Below are 21,335 nucleotides of genomic sequence, written 5' to 3'. Positions count from 1 at the left end.
TGATACAAAACAGCGCCATATATAAAAAGCAGGAAACTAGCATAGCTAATTTCCTGCTTTTTATTTGTGACTAAACTACTATTGATGCACTGCACCAACAATGTCAGTAATGCTATTCAGATTATATTGTTCTACATAATCGCCCATTTCACGAGCAATACGTGAGATAGCAGTTGGATCTACCATTGTAGCTGTGCCAACTTGTACAGCCTGTGCACCAGCCATCATAAATTCAATAGCATCGGTACCACTCATAATACCACCAAGTCCTATAATAGGAATAGTAACGCCCTTATACACTTGATGTACCATACGGAGTGCTACAGGTTTTACAGCTGGGCCAGATAGACCTCCATAAATATTTCCTAATAAAGGTTTACGACGATGAATATCAATAGCCATGCCTAACAATGTATTGATAAGGCTTACTCCATTACCACCACCGGATTCTACAGCCTTTGCAATTTCCACAATATCTGTTACATTCGGTGAAAGCTTAACAATAACTGGCTTATCAGTGACTTTACGAACTGCCTTTGTAACCTGTTCAACCACCTTCGGATCAACACCAAATGCCATTCCTTCACAGGCTACATTAGGACAAGAAACATTAACCTCAAGGCCCGCAATACCGTCTACGGATAAAGTCTCTGCCATCCACGAAAATTCCTCTACCGTACTAGCGGACATATTCGCAAGTAATGGTACGTCATATTTCTTTAGTCCTGGTAAAATATCCGTTACAAAATGTTCTGCTCCAGGATTTTCAAGACCAATGCAGTTCAGTACACCGGATGGAGTTTCGGCTATACGAGGCCCTGGATTACCATGACGACCTTTAGGAGTTAATCCTTTCACAGAAATTGCCCCTACTTCATTGCTAAGGTCTAAATAACTAGCATATTCAGGACCATTACCAAAAGTACCAGATGCAGCGATAATAGGGTTCTTCATCTTAATACCGCAGTAATCTACAGCAAGTTTTGGATTAGGTGCAACGGTGTTATTTAAATCGCGTTCACTCATTAAAAAAACACCTCCTCAGCGGGGAATACAGGACCATCCTTACAAACCTTATAGCGCTTACCACCTACACCATCACATGCACAACCTAAACAACCACCTGTACCACATCCCATGCGCTCTTCAAGAGATACTTGGCATGGCACATTGAGCTCTTTAGCAACTTGTGCCACACCTTTCATCATTGGCGTCGGTCCGCAAGTCATAACAGAAGTAAATGAATTAGACTTAATTAAGTCAGGCATAATAGCTGTAGGAAAACCTTTCGTCCCTACGCTACCATCATCAGTAGTAATATGCACTTTAACGGGCATATCTTTGAATAAGTCTGCCCAGAAGGTCTCGCTTTCATTTCTAAAACCAAGAATAACTTGTGCTTCTTCACCTTTTTGCAGATGGGATGCGATACATAGCATCGGTGCGATACCAACACCACCACCTACAAGTAGCATATTCTTAGATGTTACAAAAGGTTCGCCCAAAGGGCCTAAACAATCTAATGTGTCACCAGGTACGAGATGAGTCATAAGATCCGTCCCCTTACCTACGACACGATACAAAAGGGTAATAATACCCTTTTGTGCATCAAATCCAGCATAACTAATAGGACGACGCAATAATGGCGCCGTAGAGTCCGCTACGCGAACATTACAAAACTGCCCTACCTTTGCTTCTGCTGCTTGTTTTGGTGCGTGAACATCCATAATCCACACATCAGAACCTATTTGCTCATTGCGAACGACTTCGCCCTGTTCTACATAGCCACTCATGGTACTACTCCAATTCAAAATCTTGTAATGCTTCTACATGATAATTAGCATCGTCTTTACGGTTTGCTACAACACGCAATACTTCACGAGCTGTATCAAGACTTGTTAAGCATGGTGTCCCCATTTCTACAGCAAGACGACGCAATTGGAAACCTTCACGTTCAGGACGTTTACCAGCTGTCAATGTATTAAGTACAAGGTCCACCTTATCTTGACGAATATGGTCGGCACAGTTATCTTCACCTTCGTGAATTTTATTAACCACCTTACAGTTAACACCATGTTCAATAAAATACTTACCAGTACCACCAGTAGCTTCAATATGATAGCCAAGGTCGATGAAACCTTTTGCAAGTTCACAAGCTTCTGCTTTATCACGATCTGCTACAGTCATGAGAATCGTACCATCTTCAGGGATACGCATGTTTGCACCATTAATAGCTTTAAACAATGCTTCAGAATAAGTTCGACCAATCCCCATTACTTCACCAGTAGATTTCATTTCAGGTCCAAGAGCAATTTCTACAAGGCCCATTTTGGAGAAGGAGAATACCGGTGCTTTGACAGCTACATATGGTTTATTAGGTACAAGTCCTAATGGTAAGCCTAAGCCTTTTAAGCTTTCACCAAGAGCAATACGCGTTGCACATTCTACCATATTGATACCTGTAACTTTGGAAATAAATGGTACAGTACGACTAGAACGAGGGTTAACTTCGATTACATTAAGTTCGCCATCAGCCACGATATATTGAATATTAAGAACCCCCTTAACATTAAGGCCAATGGCAATACGACGTGTATAGTCTACGATTTGATCAATAATTTCTTGGCTTAAATGTTGTGCTGGGTAAACCGCCATGGAATCGCCAGAATGAACACCGGCGCGTTCGATTTGTTCCATAATGCCAGGGATACATACATCAGTACCATCGGAAATAGCGTCAACCTCTACCTCCATACCAACCATATAACGGTCGATAAGGACTGGATGTTCCTTAGATGCTACTACGGCTTCCTTCATATATACGTCAAGTTCTTTATCGTTATATACAATTTCCATCGCACGACCACCTAGTACATATGAAGGACGTACAATCAATGGATATTTCAATTTCTTAGCCGCTTCTTGTGCCTCTTCATCAGAGGTAACAAGAGCCCCTACCGGACGAGGAATACCAAGTTTAGCTAATAATTCATCAAAACGTTCACGATCTTCCGCCATATCAATGCTATCTACAGATGTACCTAGAATTTTTACACCCCGTTTAGCCAAAGGACCTGCCAAGTTGATAGCAGTTTGACCACCGAATTGAGCAATGACGCCAGCTGGTTGTTCTTTATCAATGATTTCCATAACATCGTCCACTGTTAATGGTTCGAAGTATAGAGAATCGGAAATATCAAAATCCGTAGATACAGTTTCAGGGTTATTGTTAATCATAATAGATTGATAACCCGCTTTACGAAGAGCCCAAGAAGAATGTACCGAACAATAATCAAATTCTACGCCTTGACCAATACGGATAGGGCCAGAACCAAGTACGACAACAGATTTTCCACCTAATGGTTTAACTTCGTCTTCTTGAGCATATGCACTGTAATAGTATGGTGTTTTAGACTCAAATTCAGCAGCACATGTATCTACATATTTATAAGTTGGAAGAATATTCCATTCATTACGTTTTGCTTTTACTTCGTCTGCTGTAGTATTTGCATAACGTGCAATAACAGTATCAGGGAATGAATAACGTTTAGCTAGACGCAATACGTCTTGAGTCAAACCATTTTCAGTTAACGCTTTTTCTACATTAACAATATTTTTAATCTTTTCAATAAAAAATGTATCAATTTTTGTAATGTAATGAATTTTTTCTACGCTAATACCTTTGCGAAGTGCTTCAGCTACCACATAGATACGTTCATCATCAACTAAATGTAAACGCTCAATCAATTGTTCCATGGATTCATGAGCAATTTTCTTAAGCTCAATATGATCTAAACCGATTTCCAAGGAGCGAATAGCTTTCAATAAAGAACCTTCCAATGTACGGTCGATAGCCATAACTTCGCCAGTCGCCTTCATTTGGGTACCCAATGTGCGGTCTGCCAAATTAAATTTTTCAAATGGCCAACGTGGGAATTTAGTTACCACATAGTCAAGTGTTGGTTCAAAGCAAGCTTTTGTTTCGCCTGTTACAGCATTTGTAATTTGATCCAATGTCATGCCAACTGCAATTTTTGCAGCTACCTTTGCGATTGGATAGCCTGTTGCTTTAGATGCCAATGCAGAGGAACGAGATACACGAGGGTTTACTTCGATAACGATATATTCGTTGCTATCCGGATTCAATGCATATTGTACGTTACAACCACCTTCAATTTTCAAGTAGCGAATAATATCTACAGATGCAGTACGAAGCATTTGGTATTGAATATCGTTCAATGTTTGGCTTGGTGCCACAACAATGGAGTCACCCGTATGTACGCCTACAGGGTCAATATTTTCCATGTTACATACGATGATACAGTTATCTGCACTATCACGCATGACTTCATATTCAATTTCTTTCCAACCTGCAACGGAGCGTTCCGCCAAGATTTGGTGAATTGGTGAAAGTTTCAAACCTCGACGAGTAATTTCATACATTTCGTCTTCATTATTTGCAATACCACCACCAGTACCACCCAAGGTATACGCAGGTCGAATGATAACAGGATAACCAATACGATTAGCAAACGCCACCGCTTCTTCAAGATCATTAAAAATGTCAGACTCAGGAACTGGTTGATTGATGTCCTTCATCGCTTCCTTGAATAGTTCGCGATCTTCTGCATGTTTAATAGCTTCTAATGTCGTACCAAGCAACTTAACGCCATACTCTTCCAGTACGCCCGCTTCGGATAATTGAACGGCCATATTAAGACCTACTTGGCCACCCAATGTTGCCAATAAGCCCCAAGGGCGTTCTTTTTTTATAACTTCCGTTACGAATTCAAGGCTAATAGGTTCTACATATACACGGTCTGCAATATCTGTATCTGTCATGATTGTAGCAGGGTTAGAGTTAACCAATACTACCTTATAGCCTTCTTCACGAAGGGAACGGCACGCTTGTGTACCAGCATAGTCAAATTCTGCTGCTTGGCCGATAATAATTGGACCAGAACCAATTACGAGTACTTTTTTTGCTTCTGTGGTCATATTATTTTCCCTTTCTCATCATATCTTCAAATTCATCAAACAAATATAGGTTATCAGTAGGTCCAGGAGACGCTTCTGGGTGGTATTGTACGGAGAAGATTGGTAATTCTTTATGGCGCATACCTTCTACAGTACCATCGTTCACACTGCGATGTGTGATTTCAATACAATCAGGTAAAGATGTATCATCTACAGCAAAACCATGGTTTTGAGATGTAATATATACACGGCCGGTACGAAGGTCTTGTACAGGATGGTTAGAACCACGATGACCAAATTTTAATTTAAATGTAGTACCACCATAAGCTTGTGCCAATACTTGGTGACCCATGCAGATACCAAAGATTGGTTTCTTACCAAACATTTTCTTCACTTCTTCTACTGCATAACCTAAATCTTGAGGGTCTCCAGGGCCATTGGACAAGAAAATACCATCAGGATTAACAGCAAGTACATCTTCTGCTTTAGAATCTGCTGGGAATACAGTTAAACGGCAACCAGCAACCTCTAAGGATCGAAGAATATTTTCTTTTACACCATAATCCATTACAGCCACATGGAATTCTGCATTTTTATCGCCACGCATGCCTTGCCATTTTGTAGTGACGCGCATAACTTGGTCTGTTGGCAATTCTTGTTTAAATAATTTTTGAATATCCTCCATCGGATAATCAGCGCGCACAAGTACACCTTTCATAACACCATGGTTACGAATAGTACGGGTAATAGCACGCGTATCTACATCATAGAGGCAAGGAATGCCGTGCAAACGTAAGTATTCGCTGAACAAACCTTCGTTTTGCCAATTGGATGGAAAATCACATAGTTCACCCACGATAAAGCCTTTACAGTATGGTTTAGGCCCTTGTGTAATAGCATTTAATGTGCCATAGTTACCAACCAATGGATATGTTAATGTAATAATTTGATCCGCATAGGATGGGTCAGTTAAAATTTCTTGATAGCCAGTCATGCCTGTATTAAACACAACCTCGCCCACAGTAGGAGCGCCGCCTAATAGGGAACCTTCAAATACGGAACCATCTTCCAGAACTAATTTGCCTTTCATTATAGGACCACGCCCTCCTTCATAACGATGTTACCGTCTACAACGGTAAGCTTTGCTTTGCCAGTAACAGTCATGCCATCAAATGGGCTAACTTTACCTTTTGTATAAAATTTATTTCTATCTACAGTCCATTGTTCTGTAGTAGAGAATACTGTAATATCCGCTGTTTTACCAACTTCTAAAACACCTGCATCTAAATGCAACAACTCAGCTGGGCGAGTACTCATGTAATACACCACTTGGTCAATACTAAGTTTATCTGAACCATAGGCATTTGTAATAACGCCAGCCAAGGATGTTTCAAGACCGCTAAAACCATTTGGAGCACAGCAAAATTCGTGGTCTTTTTCTTCGAATGCATGTGGTGCATGGTCGGTAATGATAGCATCAATGGTGCCATCTTTTAAACCTTCTAGCAATGCTTGACGATGATCCTCAGAACGAATTGGTGGTGCCATTTTAAAAGCCGGATTATATTCGCGCAAATATTCGTCAGTAAAGGATAGATGTTGGCTTGTTACTTCACAAGTCACATTAACCCCTTTAGCCTTTGCACGGCGTACCATATCAACTGTATTTTTACTACTTACGTGAGCAATATGGATATGACCACCTGTCATTTCCGCTAATAAAATATCACGGGCTACAGCCAAGTCTTCAGCTACAGCGGGACGACCGATAACACCCATTTCATAAGATACAAAGCCTTCATGCATGTGACCATTTTTAGTCAAACTAATATCTTCTGCATGGTCGATAACCATTTTATTGAACATGGAAGAATATTCTAACGCACGACGCATAAAAGCAGCACTTTCAACATAATGGCCATCATCTGAGTAAGCTACAACGCCTGCTTCAGCCATATCACCTAATTCAGCAAGTTCTTTTCCTTCAAGGTTCTTAGATACAGCACCGATGAATTCTACTTTTACTACGCCAGTAAGTTCCGCTTGTTTTTTCAAACCTCTTACAAGAGCTGCATTATCTACTACTGGTGTTGTATTCGCCATAGTCACAACACGTGTAAAACCACCAGCAGCTGCCGCTTGTGTACCAGAATAAAAGTCTTCTTTTGCTTCTTGGCCTGGTTCGCGCAAATGTGTATGAATATCGATAAGACCCGGTGCTACAATAAGTCCTGTTGCATCATATACTTCAGCACCGTCTGCACTTAAATTTTGACCGATGGCTGCAATTTTACCATCTTTCACGAGAACGTCTGCTACTTCATGTTGTTGTTTTGCCGGATTGACTACCGTACCATTTTTAATAAGCAAGCTCACTACCGTCACCTCCATGAATTGTTAAGTACAATACAGCCATACGAACGGATACACCATTGCGTACTTGTTCTTGAATTACGGATTGATCCCAGTAGGCTACATCTGGGGAAATTTCAAGGCCACGGTTCATTGGGCCTGGATGCATGACCATAACATCATCTTTTGCTAGGCTTAATACATCTTTATTGATACCAAAAATACGCGCATATTCGCGATTTGTTGGATATAGAGCAGAGTGAATGCGTTCTAATTGAATGCGAAGTACATTGACAACATCTGCATCTTTTACAGCTTCACGCACATCGTGATGAATGGTAACACCCATTTTTTCAAGTTCAGGATACAGCATGGTACGAGGACCTGCTAAATGAACGTCAGCCCCCATTTTAGTAAGGCCGTAGACATCAGAGCGAGCTACACGGCTATGCATAATATCACCTACGATAACAACCTTTTTGCCTTCTAGTGAACCTTTACGTTCAATGATGGAGAACATATCGAGCAATGCTTGTGTTGGATGTTCATGGGCACCATCGCCAGCATTAATAATGATAGGATCAACAGCTTTTGTCGCATATAAAGGAGCCCCTTCTGCACTACTGCGCATTACGATAGCATCCGTTCCCATATAGGACAATGTCAATAATGTATCACGGAAGCTTTCACCCTTCCCCATAGAGGAACCACTTGGTGTAATATTGATTACATCTGCCCCTAAATATTTACCTGCTAGTTCAAAGGAACTACGCGTACGTGTACTAGGTTCCATGAATAGATTGATAATCGCCTTACCTTTCAAGTAAGGGATTTTTTTGTCATCAGACAAAACAACCTTCTTCATCTTTTTAGCTACATCAAGAATCAATTTAATCTCTTCTGGTGTAGCATGTTGTAACCCTAACAAATGTTTGCCATGCAAACTCACTTGTCCCATGATTGCCTCCTATCTTATATAACAAAAAAGACCTTCTGCCCAAGGCAAAAGGTCGGATAGTCTACACAAAGAAGCCCTTGAGGGCACTTCAACTATATGTCCTTTTTTAGCCTCTCTGGACCAATTTAAAAGGGATTTTGTAATGCTACAGCATCTCGTACTGTATATTGCACTTATCTCTATTCATTGTACTGAAATTACTTGTGAAAGTCAATGTAATTCCCATGAAGAAACACAAATCGGATACCCCAAGAGGCACCCGATTTATTATGGGAATCCATCGATTCTTTTACTGTTGTTTTCTTGTCAACTGATCAATAGATACTGCATTTTGTGTACTATCTTCATCTTGATCAACAGATGTATTAACATCATCTAACTCAGCAAAGCTACGACGTTTGCCACCTTGTGCGGCAATACGTGCTGCTTCACGTTCTTCTGCCAATTTTTGACGTGCAATTTCTGCATTTCGCTTAGCAATAATTTGTCGTTGTGCAGCTAAACGGATTTCTTCAGCCCGTTGAGCTGCCTTTTTCTGAGCTTCCCGTTGAATATCAGCACGACGGCGCGCTTCTTTGGCTTGTTCTTGAGCAATTTCATATTCACGGTACCGTTTTTCTGCCAATTGACGAGCTTCTTCAGCTTTTCTAGCCGCTTCCGCTTGTTCCTTCACAATCCGTTCACGCTCAGCTTTACGAGCAGCCTCTGCTGCACGATTTTCTTCACGGATACGAGCCTCCTCGGCTTGTCGTGCAGCTGCAGCAATACGTTCTTCTTCCGCAATTCTTGCAGCCTCAGCCTTACGAGCCGCTTCTGCACGGCGTGCCTCTTCTGCTTTACGCGCTTCTTCTACACGTTTTGCTTCCTCTGCAACACGTTGTTCTTCGGCCTTTCGAGCGGCTTCTTCAGCTTTAGCAATCTCTGCCAATCTATTTGCCTCAGCTTGACGTGCTGCTTCTGCCCTACGTGCTTCTTCCCGTTGGCGTGCTTCCTCTGCTTTGCGTGCCTCTTCTTGAGCTTTAGCAATCGCTGCTAAGCGCTCTTCTTCGGCTTTACGGGCCGCTTCTTGACGAGCAATTTCAGCCTTACGCATAGCCTCTTGTCGGGCTGCTTCCGCTTTTCTAGCCTCTTCAGCACGTTTAGCTTCTGCTGCAATACGCTCTGCTTCTGCTTTAGCTTCTGCAGCTTTACGTTTTTCTTCAGCCTGACGGGCGGCTTCTTGTCGAGCCACTTCAGCTTTACGAGCAGCTTCTTGTCGTTCTGCTTCATTTTTAGCCGCTTGTTCTGCCACTTTACGCTCTGCCTCAATACGAGCTGCTTCTGCACGTTGTTCAGCCAAAATGCGTTCTTCTTCAGCCTTACGCTGCGCTTCTAAACGTTGTGCCTCTAATTTCGCTGCATATTCACGAGCTTTTTGCTCTGCTGCTTCTCGAGCAGCTTGCTCACGTTCAGCCTTTTCACGAGCCGCTTGTTCTGCAGCTATACGTTGTTGTTCAGCTTTAGCCGCTGCTATGCGGGCCTCTTCTTTAGCTTTTTCGGCTGCTGCAATACGAGCTGCTTCCGCTCTTGCTGCATCTTCCTTAGCCTTTTGTTCTGCCGCAATGCGTGCTGCTTCTGCTCTTGCTGCATCATTCTTGGCCTTTTGTTCTGCTGCCATGCGTGCTGCTTCTGCTTTAGCTGCATCATCTTTAGCTTTTTGCTCTGCTGCAATGCGCGCCGCTTCTGTTTTTTGAGCCTCAACTTTAGCTTTTTGCTCTGCTAATTGACGATCAGTTTCCGCTTTAGCACGCACTCGTTCAGCAGCTGCATCAGCTTTTGCTTTAAGTTTAGCTTGTTCTTCTGCATCACGTTTATCAAGTTCAGCTTGTCGAGCTTGTGCGGCCTTATGAATTGCTGCCGCTTTTTCGGCCGCTAATTTAGCTTGCTCTGCTAATTGATGAGCTTGTTCTTCTTTTTGGGTTTTCACAGCAACTGTTTTTTCTTCAATTGCAACTTTTTTAGCTGCTTCTGCTGCCTCTTTCTGCGCTTCTGCTTCCAACGCTCGCTGACCAGCTTCATTAGTAGCCAATACGCGAGCATATTGTGGATTGGCTAATGCTTCTGGAATCAATAAAAAACGAACTGGTAAATTCGAAGCACCAGCTGGCATAAACTCAATGGTCAATGTATCACCACCATAATAATTCCCCATATAGCGAGAATCTAATACGGTGTTATGCCCCAATGCCATCAGTCCATCATCACCACCGATATGATATGTCATACTTTCACTAGGTGCTTTTTGCCAACGACGTTGCGCTTTTACAGTAAAGGAACCAGAATAGCCACCGCCTAAAGGATTGAAATAGAGACGGAAAGGGTCTTCACCGCTTGTAGGAATTTTAACGGTATAGGAAATACCATAATTTCCTGCGTCTTTTACATACGCTTTATTATCAAGCTCATCCACACCTTCCACAAAACGATCTTCTCGATCATTCCCAAGTTCTACATAAGCGCCACCTAATGTAGTGTTATATTCTTTTGTTACTGCCATTTCACGCTCAGCACCAGTAAATGTGCCGCGCAATCGCACATGGTCGATAGGCAAATTATTTACCCAATACGAAGACTCAATCGAGTTCAGATTCATAGGAATCATCATAACCCGTGCAAATACCGGTGCACTAGATTGTAAATCCACAATACCAGTAAAAAGAGCATCTTTTGGAATAGGTGAATGTTCCAAATCAGTAAATACTAATTGCCGACTCTTTGGTGGCATTACAAAGGAATATAATGGTTTATCAGATAACGGTTGTTCTAATTCTTTTCTCGACAAATCACGTCCAGCTGCAAAATAATCAGATGTTGCAACTGATTTCAACTCTCGAAATACAGCAATTCCATTCGGTTCATTGCCAGTATTCTCCAATATAATAGCAATCTTGTGTGGTTCTGACATTTCATTTACATGATAAAAGTAAATACGCCCTTTTCCATTAATGCTACCTGCACTTAAAACACCACCTACAGGTCCCACATATTCAGGACTATCGGATAAAATCAATGTATCTTTCTGTGCTTGTAATTCCGTTGGTAATGGAGTAAACGAAAAATATCCTATGGAGTTCAAATCTATATCGCTTGCTGCATGACCTGTCAATGCCCCCATAACTGCTAACATAGTTGCTAGCTTATATGTTTTCTTAAATAACATAATATTAAACCTCTTCTAGCCCCATAGGATCATACGTAAGGGCTAATGTTTCTAACTTTTTCAAACGATGTCCAATACCAGATTTTGTTAAGGTACCATTCATCATTTCTTCTAATTCTTTTAAACTCGCCTCAGGGTTATCCCAACGCAATCTAGCTACAATTTTCAACTTATCAGGTAACGAATCAATCCCAACATATTCATCTAATATGCGGATAGCCTTTACTTGACGCACTGCGGCATCTACGGTCTTTTGTAAATTTGCAGTCTCACAATTTACCTGTCGATTGATCTGATTACGAACTGTTTTCATAATACGTACATTTTCAAATTCCATCAACGCCGATTGGGCACCCATAACCTGTAAACAATTGGTTACCGCATCGCCTTCTTTGAGGTACACCACGTATTCCTCTTTACGCTCTGTCAGACCTGCATGAATGTGAAATAATTTTAATACATATACAATCTCTCGTGCGAAAGCTTCATTGCCCGTCATAAACTCAAGATGATAATCACTTTGCGGTTTATTAACGGATCCGCCTCCTAAAAAAGCACCACGCAAAAAGGCACGTCGCGCCTCCATCGAGTGTAACCACTTCCTCGGCAATTGCTCGGTAACAGGCCACAACGCTAAATCCTCTAAGGCTTGACGCCCTTCTTGAGATGGATCAACCGTCAGTGTATACATATTCTTTTTCCGCAAATTCAAACCTTGCCGTACCATAACATGTGTCGGCAATTCATATTGTTTTTTTAGTATGCCTAGCAAACGTCTAGCCACCGCATTATTAGCAGTGGCTAGTCGTATACCGATAGCTCCATTCATACCGAGTAGCAAGGAACCACCCATGCGCAATAAGCAGGATGCTTCAATCTTCATGGCCACATCGGTATCCGTTTCAGGCTCATAGGCACATAATTCATTTTTCACATCTTCTGCAAAAGACATAGATTTTCCTTTCTAATGATCCGCACGACGCAGATAATACTCTAATACGCGTGGTTCCATATCTGATTTCATAGCATAAATAATATCCATAAGAACCTTACCTAAGCGTTCTGGGTCATGAATAGCCGGTTTGTCTTGACTAATCAATGTTGCTCTAACCGTACGAATCCCCATATCTTGCAATCGTTTTGAATCAATTACCATCGGCTCTGAACCAACGGCACTATACTGTTCTACCATCTGAATTGGTAAAGGACCATCATTAGCAAGAACAGTATCGATGATACCTATCCCACTATGATCGATAATAGCCTGTACATGATCGGCCAATGTGTAGCCTGATGTTTCACCTGGTTGCGTCATTACATTAGCTATATAAATTTTATTCGCCTTACTAGCACGAACATGATCAGCAATTTTATCCGTCAATAAATTAGGAATAATACTTGTATAAAGACTACCTGGTCCTAAAATAATAACATCTGCTTCATCAATAGCTTGTAATGCGGCACCTTCAGGTTTTGGATGTTCTGGTGTACTAAATACTCGTTTAACTCTTTGCCCTGAGTGTGGTATGTTACTTTCACCATCAACAATAGTACCATCTACCAATTCGGCACTAAGCTGAATAAATTCAGTAGATGATGGAATAACACGACCTCGAACACGCAACAATTTACTAGCTGCTTCAAGAGCTTCTTCTACATCACCATTATATACCTGAGCTAAAGCAGTAATAAAAAGATTCCCAAAACTATGCCCAGAAAGCTCATTATTCCCTTCAAAACGATACCGGAATAAGTTTTCCATGACCCCTTCTTGCTCAGCCAGTGCTACAAGACAGTTACGTAAATCACCAGGTGCTATCATTTTAAAATCTTCACGCAGGCGACCAGAAGAACCGCCATCATCAGCTACAGTTACGATAGCTGACAAATTAGAGGTATGAGCTTTCAAGCCGCGCAACAGATTGGATAAACCAGTCCCACCACCTATAACAACAATTTTAGGACCTTTATCAAGTCGAATATTTTGAAAAATAATATCCGATACTTTGCTAGATGGATCAGGCAATACTGCACGAATAATTGTTTTAATTACCTTGCTCGTGCCAAGTAAAATCAATATGGCCGCTATACCTATTAACACAGCACCTACTAAGATTAATACATTATAATTATAATAGCCTGTTAGAAAATATGAATACGCAAGAACAATATCTTCTATATACGATAACCATTGATAATTAAATAATAGTGAAATACCTATAATTAATAAGCCTATCCCTAAACTATAGAGAGCAAGCCAACGTTTAATATTAAGGCCCGGAATCAACCACCGAAACCAACGTTTTCGTAACATATAAACCCCTTTAGTTCCCTAGACCTGCTTGATGTGGATTAAAATCTTCTTCAACAGTATTTTTCATCATATCACGATGTTCAACAGTTGCTCGATAACCTTTTTCTAATAAATGAGCATACAAAGCCTCTGCCATTGCAACAGAACGATGCATACCACCCGTACAACCAACAGCTACAATAAATTGGGCCTTGCCTTCTTTCTCATAATTTGGTACAAGAAAATCCATAGTATTAAAATAGTGTTTTTTAAATTCATCCGTTACATCAAAAGAGTGAATATAGTCATTAACCACCTGTACACGCCCTGTTTTATGACGGTATTCTGGAATATAGAATGGATTAGGCAAAAAACGAACATCCCATATCATATCAGCATCTAAAGGTAACCCATATTTAAATCCAAAACTCACAACAGTTACAGACATACCATGTTTATCAGCCACTTGAGTAAATCGTTTTTTCAAGTAGTCCTTAAGAGATGCTGTTTTCATATCTGTTGTATCAATAATGTAATCTGCTTTATGCCGTACAGAATCTAAAATTTGACGTTCTTTTTTTAGACCTGTTGTAATGCGCCCGCTTGGAGCCAATGGATGACTACGTCGAGATTCTTTATAACGACGAATCAATGTTTCATCACTCGCATCCATAAATACGATTTCATAGTCTACCTTCATCTCTTTTAAATTCTCCAAGGATGCAGATAGAGCCTCAAAAAATTCACCACCACGAATATCTACAACAAGAGCTACCCGATTAGTGCGGTCGCCACCTTGTCGACAAATTTCACTTAACTTAGGAATTAATACAGGTGGAATATTATCAACACAAAGGTATCCCATATCCTCTAATGCTTGTAAGACCTGAGTTTTTCCCGCCCCAGACATACCAGTAACAATTAATAAACGAAATGCTTCCATACCTTACTCCATTATAATAAATGTTTTTCAATCCACTGAGCTACACCATCATCATTGTGGTGAGCACATACTTCATGAGCTACAGACTTAACATGATCTACAGCATTTTCAACAGCTACTGCATAACCAGTTTTAGACAACATAGAAATATCATTTTCTGCATTACCAAAGGATACGATATGCTCTAGGCCAATTCCATATTGCTGTGCTAACTGATATAACGCATCGCCCTTGGATACATGAGGTGCAATGATTTCTAAAAAATCCTGTTGGCTCCGCACTAACGTAGCCGTATCGCCTACAATGGGCGCCAATGTATCAATGATAGAATCTATGTTTTTAACAGTATCTATAGCAATTAATTTATTCGGCTCTTGTGAAAGTTCATACAACGAATCGCTTAAAAATTCAGCTTTAGCCCCCGTTTGACGTTCATATAAATTCGATTGCCAATCCTGATGATGACACAATAGATGATCATCTACATAAGATTGAATATGCCAACCATATTGACTTGCTATTTTCCAAATCCGTTGTACTGTATCTAATGGCACAGTCCGTTCAAATAGCTTACGACCTGATTCTAATTCTTGGATGAGACCTCCGGAAAATAATATCATCGGCACATTACCAAGCTGCAATGACATACCAACAGGCTTCGCCGTTTGGTACATACGCCCCGTTGCAATAGTGATACGAACGCCTTTATCTTGTAATCGATGCAATACATCCTTAGTATACTTTGACACCGTATTATCACTACGCAACAATGTTTCATCACAATCAATAGCCACCATCTGAATATGTGAAAAAGAAGGATTCATGAATAGACCTCCTTGTATAATTACTGTATTTATTTATTATACCATTTATAAGGGGTACAAAAAAAGAGACTCCCGAAGGAGTCCCTTTTATATTTGTAACTATCAAATTAGAATTTGTAGTTAAGGTCTGCACGGTAGAAGTCACCAAGATCTTTACCGTTGTTTTGAGTTTGTTTCCAGTCGAAACCGTAGTAAGCGGATAAGCCAACATTATTTTGCAATGCATAGTCAACAGATGCCAACCAACCTTTGGAGTTTGCACCGTAGTATTGGTTCCAAGTGGAATCAACGATAGGAGCATTTTCTTTTTGATTGAAATATTGAGCTTTTACGTCCCAAGTACCTTGTTTAGCTTGGTTGTAGTTACCATAACCAACGCCTGCAGTCCAAGCTTGAGATTTGTCAACGTTGGAAGCTTTCAACCATTCGCCACCAACCCAAACTTTGTCGAAGTTAATGTCTGTGTTGAAACCATAGATATTTTTGTAAGCTTTACTAGCTGGAGTCGCTGTAGCAGAAGTTTTAAAGTCTTCACCGTTTACACGAGTATAGAAACCGCCTACATTAGCATGTTTGCCAACTTTACCATTCAAGTTTACAATAGCAAGTTCAGGGTTTACTGCTTTAGCATTACCTTTAACAAGACCAGATACTGCATAACCATAAGCTGCTTGGAAGTTAACTTTATCGTTACCAGCGTTAAATTGAGCACCATCAAAAGTACCATCAAATGCTAAACCAGCACCGATTGTTTGACCAAAACGACCTGCTTTAGCAGATACGCGTTCGCCAAATTTGTGGTTTACATAAGCACGATCGATTTTTGCCGTTGTATTGCCACCATCAGTAGCATTACCAAGTTCAAAGCTACCAGAAGTCAAACGAACTACAGCATCAGTGCGGTCGTTAACTTTTGCATTGAATTGTACACGTGCACGAGCATCAAATTGAGATGCGCCTGGTTTATTGCTATTAGTATTTGTAAAGCTTCTGTTAGCACCTTTATCAGAACCATCTTGGTAACGAAGACGAACATCACCAGTAACTTTTACGTTACCAACGCGGTCTTCCAAGCGAGCTACACGAACGCCCAAGTTGTTCAATTCGTTGGAGAATTCATCAGCCAAACGGTTAATCATAGCTTGTTGTTCAGCGTTAGCGCGGTCTTGGTTAGCCATAGCTTTAGCTACCATTTGAGCCATTTCGTAACGAGTGATATCGTTTTGGCCTTTGAAAGTACCATCTGGATAACCGTTAACGATACCAGCAGCTGCTAATTGAGAAACTGCTTGGTATGCCCAAGAATCAGGAGTTACATCGGAGAATGGGTTAGCTGCAAATGCAGTAGTTACACCCAAAACTGCTGTTGCTGCAAAGATTGCTGCGAATTGTTTTTTCATAGTTGAATTCCTTCTTTCTGAAAAATAAGAATAAAATTGTTGTTCAAGTTACGATTCACAATTCATTCTAATTTCAAGATTTAGAATTCTCTTGGGAGTATCCACGTTTCCTCGCCATAATTCTTCATCAAGATTTCAGTATGTTTTGCTCACCGCTTCTTGTTGCCATGATATTAGCACGAAGTATTTTTGGTGTAAACCCTTTTTTCTCAGTTACATTCTCATTTTAAAAATTTTATTTTTTTAATTTTGTGTCAAACTAGATTTTATCTGCTTTTTTTTGAACTAAAAAAATTCAAAAATTTATACAAATTTATTTGTTTTTCTTGTTAACGATATTTATTCTCATAAATATTATAAATATATACTTATTAATATGATTTATTTTATTAAAAACAATTTATAAAACTAAATAATTGTGTCATTTTATACTCATACTATATATTGCATTTTATAATTTTTGCATACAAAAAGGAGCCCTTTAAAAAGGACTCCTTTATATATACTATTATATGTTATTAAGAGATGGTTTTTATAATAGTGTAATTATCAACTACTAATTAGAATTTGTAGTTAAGTTCTGCACGATAGAAATCGGATAAATCTTTACCGCTTTGGTCTTTGGAATTAAAACCATAACCAGCACTTAAGCCTACGTTATCTTGAACAGCGTAATCAACTGTTGCTACATAACCTTTATAACCATTATTTGTATTAGTTAAGTCATATGCTTGATCCCAAGTAGAGCTTACGATTGGTGCATTAGCTTTTTGGTTGAAGTATTGACCTTTCACATCCCAAGTACCTTTTTTAGCAATGTCGTAGTTACCATAGCCTACGCCTGCTGTCCAAGCTTGAGAATTAGCTACATCAGCAGATTTTAACCATTCACCGCCAACCCATACTTTATCTTTATGAAGATCTGCATTGAAGCCGTATACGTTTTGATGGTCATTAGGAGTTGCTACACCATTATGTTTTAAATTGCCACTAGACAATCTGGAGTAGAAACCACCTACAGAGGATTCTTTACCAACTTTACCTTTCAAACCTACATAGGATACAGATGGATTATCAGATTTTGCTTGACCTTCTGCAGCACCTTCCATCATATAACCATAAGCACCTTGTACTTGAACTTTATCATTACCAACGTTTAATTGAGCACCATCAAATGTATCATCATACATTAAACCGCCACCAATTGTTTGATTAAAACGACCAGCTTTTGCGGATACGTTATGACCAAATCTGTGGTCTACATATGCACGGTCAATTTTAGCAGTTGTACCATTGGAGGCATCACCAAATTCATAACCACCTTTAACACGAACTACTGCATCAGTTTTATCATTTACTTTTGCATTGAATTGAACGCGAGCACGGCCATCAGTTAAAGATTTACTGCCATCTTTATAAACACCTTTATCTTCAGAACCTTGGTAACGGATACGAGCATCACCAGTTACTTTTACATTACCTACACGGTCTTCCAATTTGGAAACGCGTACGCCCAAGTTGTTCAATTCGTTGGAGAATTCATCAGCCAAACGATTAATCATTGCTTGTTGTTCTGCATTAGCTTTATCTTGGTTAGCCATTGCTTTAGCTACCATTTGAGCCATTTCGTAACGAGTGATATCGTTTTGGCCTTTGAAAGTACCATCTGGGTAACCATTAACGATGCCAGCTTGTGCTAATTGAGATACAGCTTGGTATGCCCAAGAATCAGGAGTTACATCGGAAAATGGGTTAGCTGCGAATGCGCTAGTTACACCTAAAAGTGCTGTTGCTGCAAATACTGCTGCGAATTGTTTTTTCATAATAGATTCCTTCTTTCTGACATAGTCTTTTTTGACTAACAAATTTAGAAAAAAATTTATATTATCAGAAGACTATACATCTAGTTATGCTTTATATAAGAACATCGTGTAGAGTATCCACGTTTCCTCTTCTTCTATTCTTATTTATTACCACAACTTGGTGTGTTGTCTTTCTGTGATGTCAATATACATCTGGTCAACAAATTTGTAAAGCATCTTACACAATTAAATATTATGAAATTTCTTTCATGAAATAATTTTATACAATAAAAGCAGTATCTATCTGCATTTATCAAAATTAAATTTTATAAAATTTCATTTTATTTACGTATAAAACAATGTATTTTAACATCTTTTACCATCTCAATTAATATGTATAACTAATAAATGTAATTACAATTAATTAGTTATAACAAAAATAAGATCTATCATCTCTGATAGATCTTATTTCATAGATATTAATTAGAATTTAAATAACAAGTCTGCACGATAGTAATCATTTACCTTATGGCCTTCTTGTGTTTTAGCATGGAAGCCATAATATGTTGTAATGCCTACATTTTTCTCTGGTGCATAGGACGCACTAAGCTGCCATGCTTTATAGCCTTCATAGCGAGACTTACCATATAAGTCATTACCTTCATATTTTTGTGTTTTGAATACAGGAGCATTCTTTTCTTGGTTGTAGTAATCAAGCGCTACACGCCAGGAGTTTTTCTTAGTGATTTTGTAGTCGCCCCATTTTACGCCCACATTCCAAACATCACTATTGCTAAGACCTGTTGCGGTTACCCATTCAGCATTAGTGGCAAATTTACCAATATTATATTGTGCATTAAAACCATATACATTATTAAAATCATTAGTAGTCTTACCATTGCCCATTTTGACGTTAGTAGTACCTACATGAGCAAACATACCACCTACATTTAAGTGTTTATTTACTGGTGCACTAAGGTTAATAAGCGCCATTTCGGTATTATTTTCTTTAGAGGCCTTACTAAAGCGACCTAGTGTTGGGTAACCGTAAGCAGCATTAACATTTACCTTTCCTACTTGTGTTCTATACCCAATACCATCAAAGTTACTAGAATAGATTAAACCATCACCAAAGCTTTGTGTATAGCGACCAATATCTACCATATGATTTTTGCCAAATTTGTGTTCTACATAGGCTAAATCAAAGGACATAGTATGATCTTTAGCTGCATCACCAAGTTCAATAGACCCTGAAGTTAATCGCGCTTTTACAGATGTATTCTTATTAACTTTAGCATCCATATTTAAACGCACACGAGCGGTAAATTTACCTTCGGAATCTAGATTATCTATGCCTTCTTTTTCAACATAGTTAATACGAGTATCACCGGAGAACTTAACATTTCCTACGCGGTCCTCTAAGGCAGATACACGAACACCAAAATTTGACAATTCATTAGAAAATTCATCGGCCAAACGATTAATCATCGCTTGTTGCTCTGCATTAGCACGATCTTGATTTGCCATCGCCTTAGCAACCATTTGAGCCATCTCAAAGCGAGTAATATCCTTTTGGCCTTTGAAAGTACCATCTGGATATCCGTTAATGATACCGGCACTAGCCAATTGTGATACAGATTGATAGGCCCAGCTATCAGGTGTTACATCAGAAAAAGGATTGGCTGCAAAAGCTGTCGTTACACCTACAACAGATAATGCGGCAACTGCTAAAGATAGATTTTTCTTATTCATCATCTAAACCTCTCTAAAAAAAATTCACATAACACAGATATGATATCAGTTTTCAATATCATTGTAAATGATATTGATTATATAAATCATTTATATTTATATGTATGAAAGAGATAGATTGCAAGCAATATAATACTTCATCAGATATATAAAAAAGAACGTACATTACAATTTAGTAATATACGTTCTCATATAAAGCATTATAGTATTGAGCTGTAACACTTAAGTCCTTAGATTTTTATATATTCTATTATCTATTATAGGGCATACTCTACAAAACCTAGTACATGATCTACAGGTACAGGTCCAATGAATCGACTATCGCTAGAATGATTTCGATTATCCCCCATTACAAATACATGACCTTCAGGTACTACAACAGGTGTAGAACGACTATAGTTCATTGTAGGATCTTTGGTATAAGGTTCTTGTAGTTCTTGACCATTACGCCATACATGACCATCTTTAAATTCCAACGTATCGCCAGGTCTACCAATCACTCGTTTTACCCATACATCATTTGTTTGAGCAGATTTATCAACTACACTCACATAATTCATCAAAGGCTCTTTCACATCATCTGTCCATGTGCGTTCACGATTCACACGACTATCGATAATGACAATCTGACCATAGTCAGGCATATCACGCATAATATGTTGCCACTTTGTAACAATTAAATATTGTCCATTATGTAATGTATCTTCCATAGATTCACCCGATACACGTGTTGGTTGTACAATAAAAATATGAATTACCATGGCAATAACTAGTGCCAAAACAATTGCATAGATCCAATCCAATATTTCTTTTACAAATTTATTATTCATTAGAG

General features: G+C 39.3%; 15 protein-coding genes. All 15 read right to left on the bottom strand.

Features of this window, described 5'->3' with window-relative positions:
- Nucleotides 1-78: 78 nt before the first annotated feature.
- Nucleotides 79-1,026 (bottom strand): dihydroorotate dehydrogenase, encoded by a 948-nt coding sequence (locus tag Q0E20_RS03315; protein WP_295996274.1) that lies wholly within the window; start codon nt 1,024-1,026, stop codon nt 79-81.
- On the bottom strand, nt 1,026-1,793 hold the full coding sequence (locus tag Q0E20_RS03310; RefSeq protein ID WP_295996356.1) for a dihydroorotate dehydrogenase electron transfer subunit: 768 nt from the start codon (nt 1,791-1,793) through the stop codon (nt 1,026-1,028). The genes Q0E20_RS03315 and Q0E20_RS03310 overlap by 1 nt, the downstream gene beginning before the upstream one ends.
- Before the next feature lie 4 nt (nt 1,794-1,797).
- A complete protein-coding gene (gene carB / locus Q0E20_RS03305; RefSeq protein WP_295996271.1) occupies nt 1,798-4,998 on the bottom strand; it encodes a carbamoyl-phosphate synthase large subunit in 3,201 nt (1,066 codons plus the stop codon).
- Between the two features lies 1 nt (nt 4,999).
- Complete coding sequence (gene carA / locus Q0E20_RS03300) at nt 5,000-6,067, bottom strand: glutamine-hydrolyzing carbamoyl-phosphate synthase small subunit (RefSeq protein WP_295996268.1); 1,068 nt, start codon at nt 6,065-6,067, stop codon at nt 5,000-5,002.
- Nucleotides 6,067-7,353 (bottom strand): dihydroorotase, encoded by a 1,287-nt coding sequence (locus Q0E20_RS03295; protein WP_295996264.1) that lies wholly within the window; start codon nt 7,351-7,353, stop codon nt 6,067-6,069. Before Q0E20_RS03295 ends, carA begins: the two co-directional genes overlap by 1 nt.
- Nucleotides 7,337-8,287, bottom strand: coding sequence for an aspartate carbamoyltransferase catalytic subunit (locus Q0E20_RS03290; RefSeq protein WP_005377928.1), 951 nt, complete (start codon nt 8,285-8,287; stop codon nt 7,337-7,339). Before Q0E20_RS03290 ends, Q0E20_RS03295 begins: the two co-directional genes overlap by 17 nt.
- Before the next feature lie 289 nt (nt 8,288-8,576).
- Nucleotides 8,577-11,486 carry an ATPase gene (locus Q0E20_RS03285; RefSeq protein WP_295996261.1) on the bottom strand — a complete coding sequence of 970 codons (2,910 nt, stop codon included), beginning with the start codon at nt 11,484-11,486 and terminating at the stop codon, nt 8,577-8,579.
- Nucleotides 11,487-11,490: 4 nt separating this feature from the next.
- Nucleotides 11,491-12,438, bottom strand: coding sequence for a DNA-binding protein WhiA (gene whiA / locus Q0E20_RS03280; protein ID WP_295996259.1), 948 nt, complete (start codon nt 12,436-12,438; stop codon nt 11,491-11,493).
- 12 nt (nt 12,439-12,450) lie between these two features.
- Nucleotides 12,451-13,800, bottom strand: a complete 1,350-nt coding sequence (gene yvcK / locus Q0E20_RS03275; RefSeq protein ID WP_295996256.1) for a gluconeogenesis factor YvcK family protein — start codon at nt 13,798-13,800, stop codon at nt 12,451-12,453.
- 10 nt (nt 13,801-13,810) lie between these two features.
- Complete coding sequence (gene rapZ, locus Q0E20_RS03270) at nt 13,811-14,722, bottom strand: RNase adapter RapZ (RefSeq protein WP_295996253.1); 912 nt, start codon at nt 14,720-14,722, stop codon at nt 13,811-13,813.
- Nucleotides 14,723-14,733: 11 nt separating this feature from the next.
- The gene (locus Q0E20_RS03265; RefSeq protein WP_295996252.1) at nt 14,734-15,546 is read right to left on the bottom strand and encodes a Cof-type HAD-IIB family hydrolase; all 813 of its coding nucleotides are present in this window, start codon (nt 15,544-15,546) and stop codon (nt 14,734-14,736) included.
- Between the two features lie 107 nt (nt 15,547-15,653).
- On the bottom strand, nt 15,654-16,946 hold the full coding sequence (locus Q0E20_RS03260) for an S-layer homology domain-containing protein (RefSeq protein WP_295996249.1): 1,293 nt from the start codon (nt 16,944-16,946) through the stop codon (nt 15,654-15,656).
- Nucleotides 16,947-17,506: 560 nt separating this feature from the next.
- Entirely contained in the window at nt 17,507-18,769 is a 1,263-nt protein-coding gene (locus tag Q0E20_RS03255) for an S-layer homology domain-containing protein (protein ID WP_295996246.1), read from the bottom strand.
- A gap of 462 nt (nt 18,770-19,231) precedes the next feature.
- Nucleotides 19,232-20,503 (bottom strand): S-layer homology domain-containing protein, encoded by a 1,272-nt coding sequence (locus tag Q0E20_RS03250; protein WP_295996244.1) that lies wholly within the window; start codon nt 20,501-20,503, stop codon nt 19,232-19,234.
- A 254-nt stretch (nt 20,504-20,757) separates the two neighbouring features.
- The gene (gene lepB, locus Q0E20_RS03245; RefSeq protein WP_295996241.1) at nt 20,758-21,330 is read right to left on the bottom strand and encodes a signal peptidase I; all 573 of its coding nucleotides are present in this window, start codon (nt 21,328-21,330) and stop codon (nt 20,758-20,760) included.
- Between the last annotated feature and the right edge of the window lie 5 nt (nt 21,331-21,335).

It is taken from the genome of uncultured Veillonella sp., from assembly GCF_934230905.1.
Lineage (GTDB): Bacteria > Bacillota > Negativicutes > Veillonellales > Veillonellaceae > Veillonella.
This window is presented reverse-complemented; position numbering and strand designations above follow the sequence as displayed.

What these genes read in the sequence shown, in the direction of transcription:
- carA (WP_295996268.1), bottom strand. Translation starts at nt 6,067, where the DNA reads ATGAAAGGCAAATTAGTTCTGGAAGATGGTTCCGTATTTGAAGGTTCC.
- Q0E20_RS03285 (WP_295996261.1), bottom strand. Translation starts at nt 11,486, where the DNA reads ATGTTATTTAAGAAAACATATAAGCTAGCAACTATGTTAGCAGTTATG.
- Q0E20_RS03265 (WP_295996252.1), bottom strand. Translation starts at nt 15,546, where the DNA reads ATGAATCCTTCTTTTTCACATATTCAGATGGTGGCTATTGATTGTGAT.
- lepB (WP_295996241.1), bottom strand. Translation starts at nt 21,330, where the DNA reads ATGAATAATAAATTTGTAAAAGAAATATTGGATTGGATCTATGCAATT.
- carB (WP_295996271.1), bottom strand. Translation starts at nt 4,998, where the DNA reads ATGACCACAGAAGCAAAAAAAGTACTCGTAATTGGTTCTGGTCCAATT.
- Q0E20_RS03315 (WP_295996274.1), bottom strand. Translation starts at nt 1,026, where the DNA reads ATGAGTGAACGCGATTTAAATAACACCGTTGCACCTAATCCAAAACTT.
- Q0E20_RS03255 (WP_295996246.1), bottom strand. Translation starts at nt 18,769, where the DNA reads ATGAAAAAACAATTCGCAGCAGTATTTGCAGCAACAGCACTTTTAGGT.
- rapZ (WP_295996253.1), bottom strand. Translation starts at nt 14,722, where the DNA reads ATGGAAGCATTTCGTTTATTAATTGTTACTGGTATGTCTGGGGCGGGA.
- Q0E20_RS03260 (WP_295996249.1), bottom strand. Translation starts at nt 16,946, where the DNA reads ATGAAAAAACAATTCGCAGCAATCTTTGCAGCAACAGCAGTTTTGGGT.
- Q0E20_RS03250 (WP_295996244.1), bottom strand. Translation starts at nt 20,503, where the DNA reads ATGATGAATAAGAAAAATCTATCTTTAGCAGTTGCCGCATTATCTGTT.
- Q0E20_RS03290 (WP_005377928.1), bottom strand. Translation starts at nt 8,287, where the DNA reads ATGGGACAAGTGAGTTTGCATGGCAAACATTTGTTAGGGTTACAACAT.
- Q0E20_RS03310 (WP_295996356.1), bottom strand. Translation starts at nt 1,793, where the DNA reads ATGAGTGGCTATGTAGAACAGGGCGAAGTCGTTCGCAATGAGCAAATA.
- whiA (WP_295996259.1), bottom strand. Translation starts at nt 12,438, where the DNA reads ATGTCTTTTGCAGAAGATGTGAAAAATGAATTATGTGCCTATGAGCCT.
- yvcK (WP_295996256.1), bottom strand. Translation starts at nt 13,800, where the DNA reads ATGTTACGAAAACGTTGGTTTCGGTGGTTGATTCCGGGCCTTAATATT.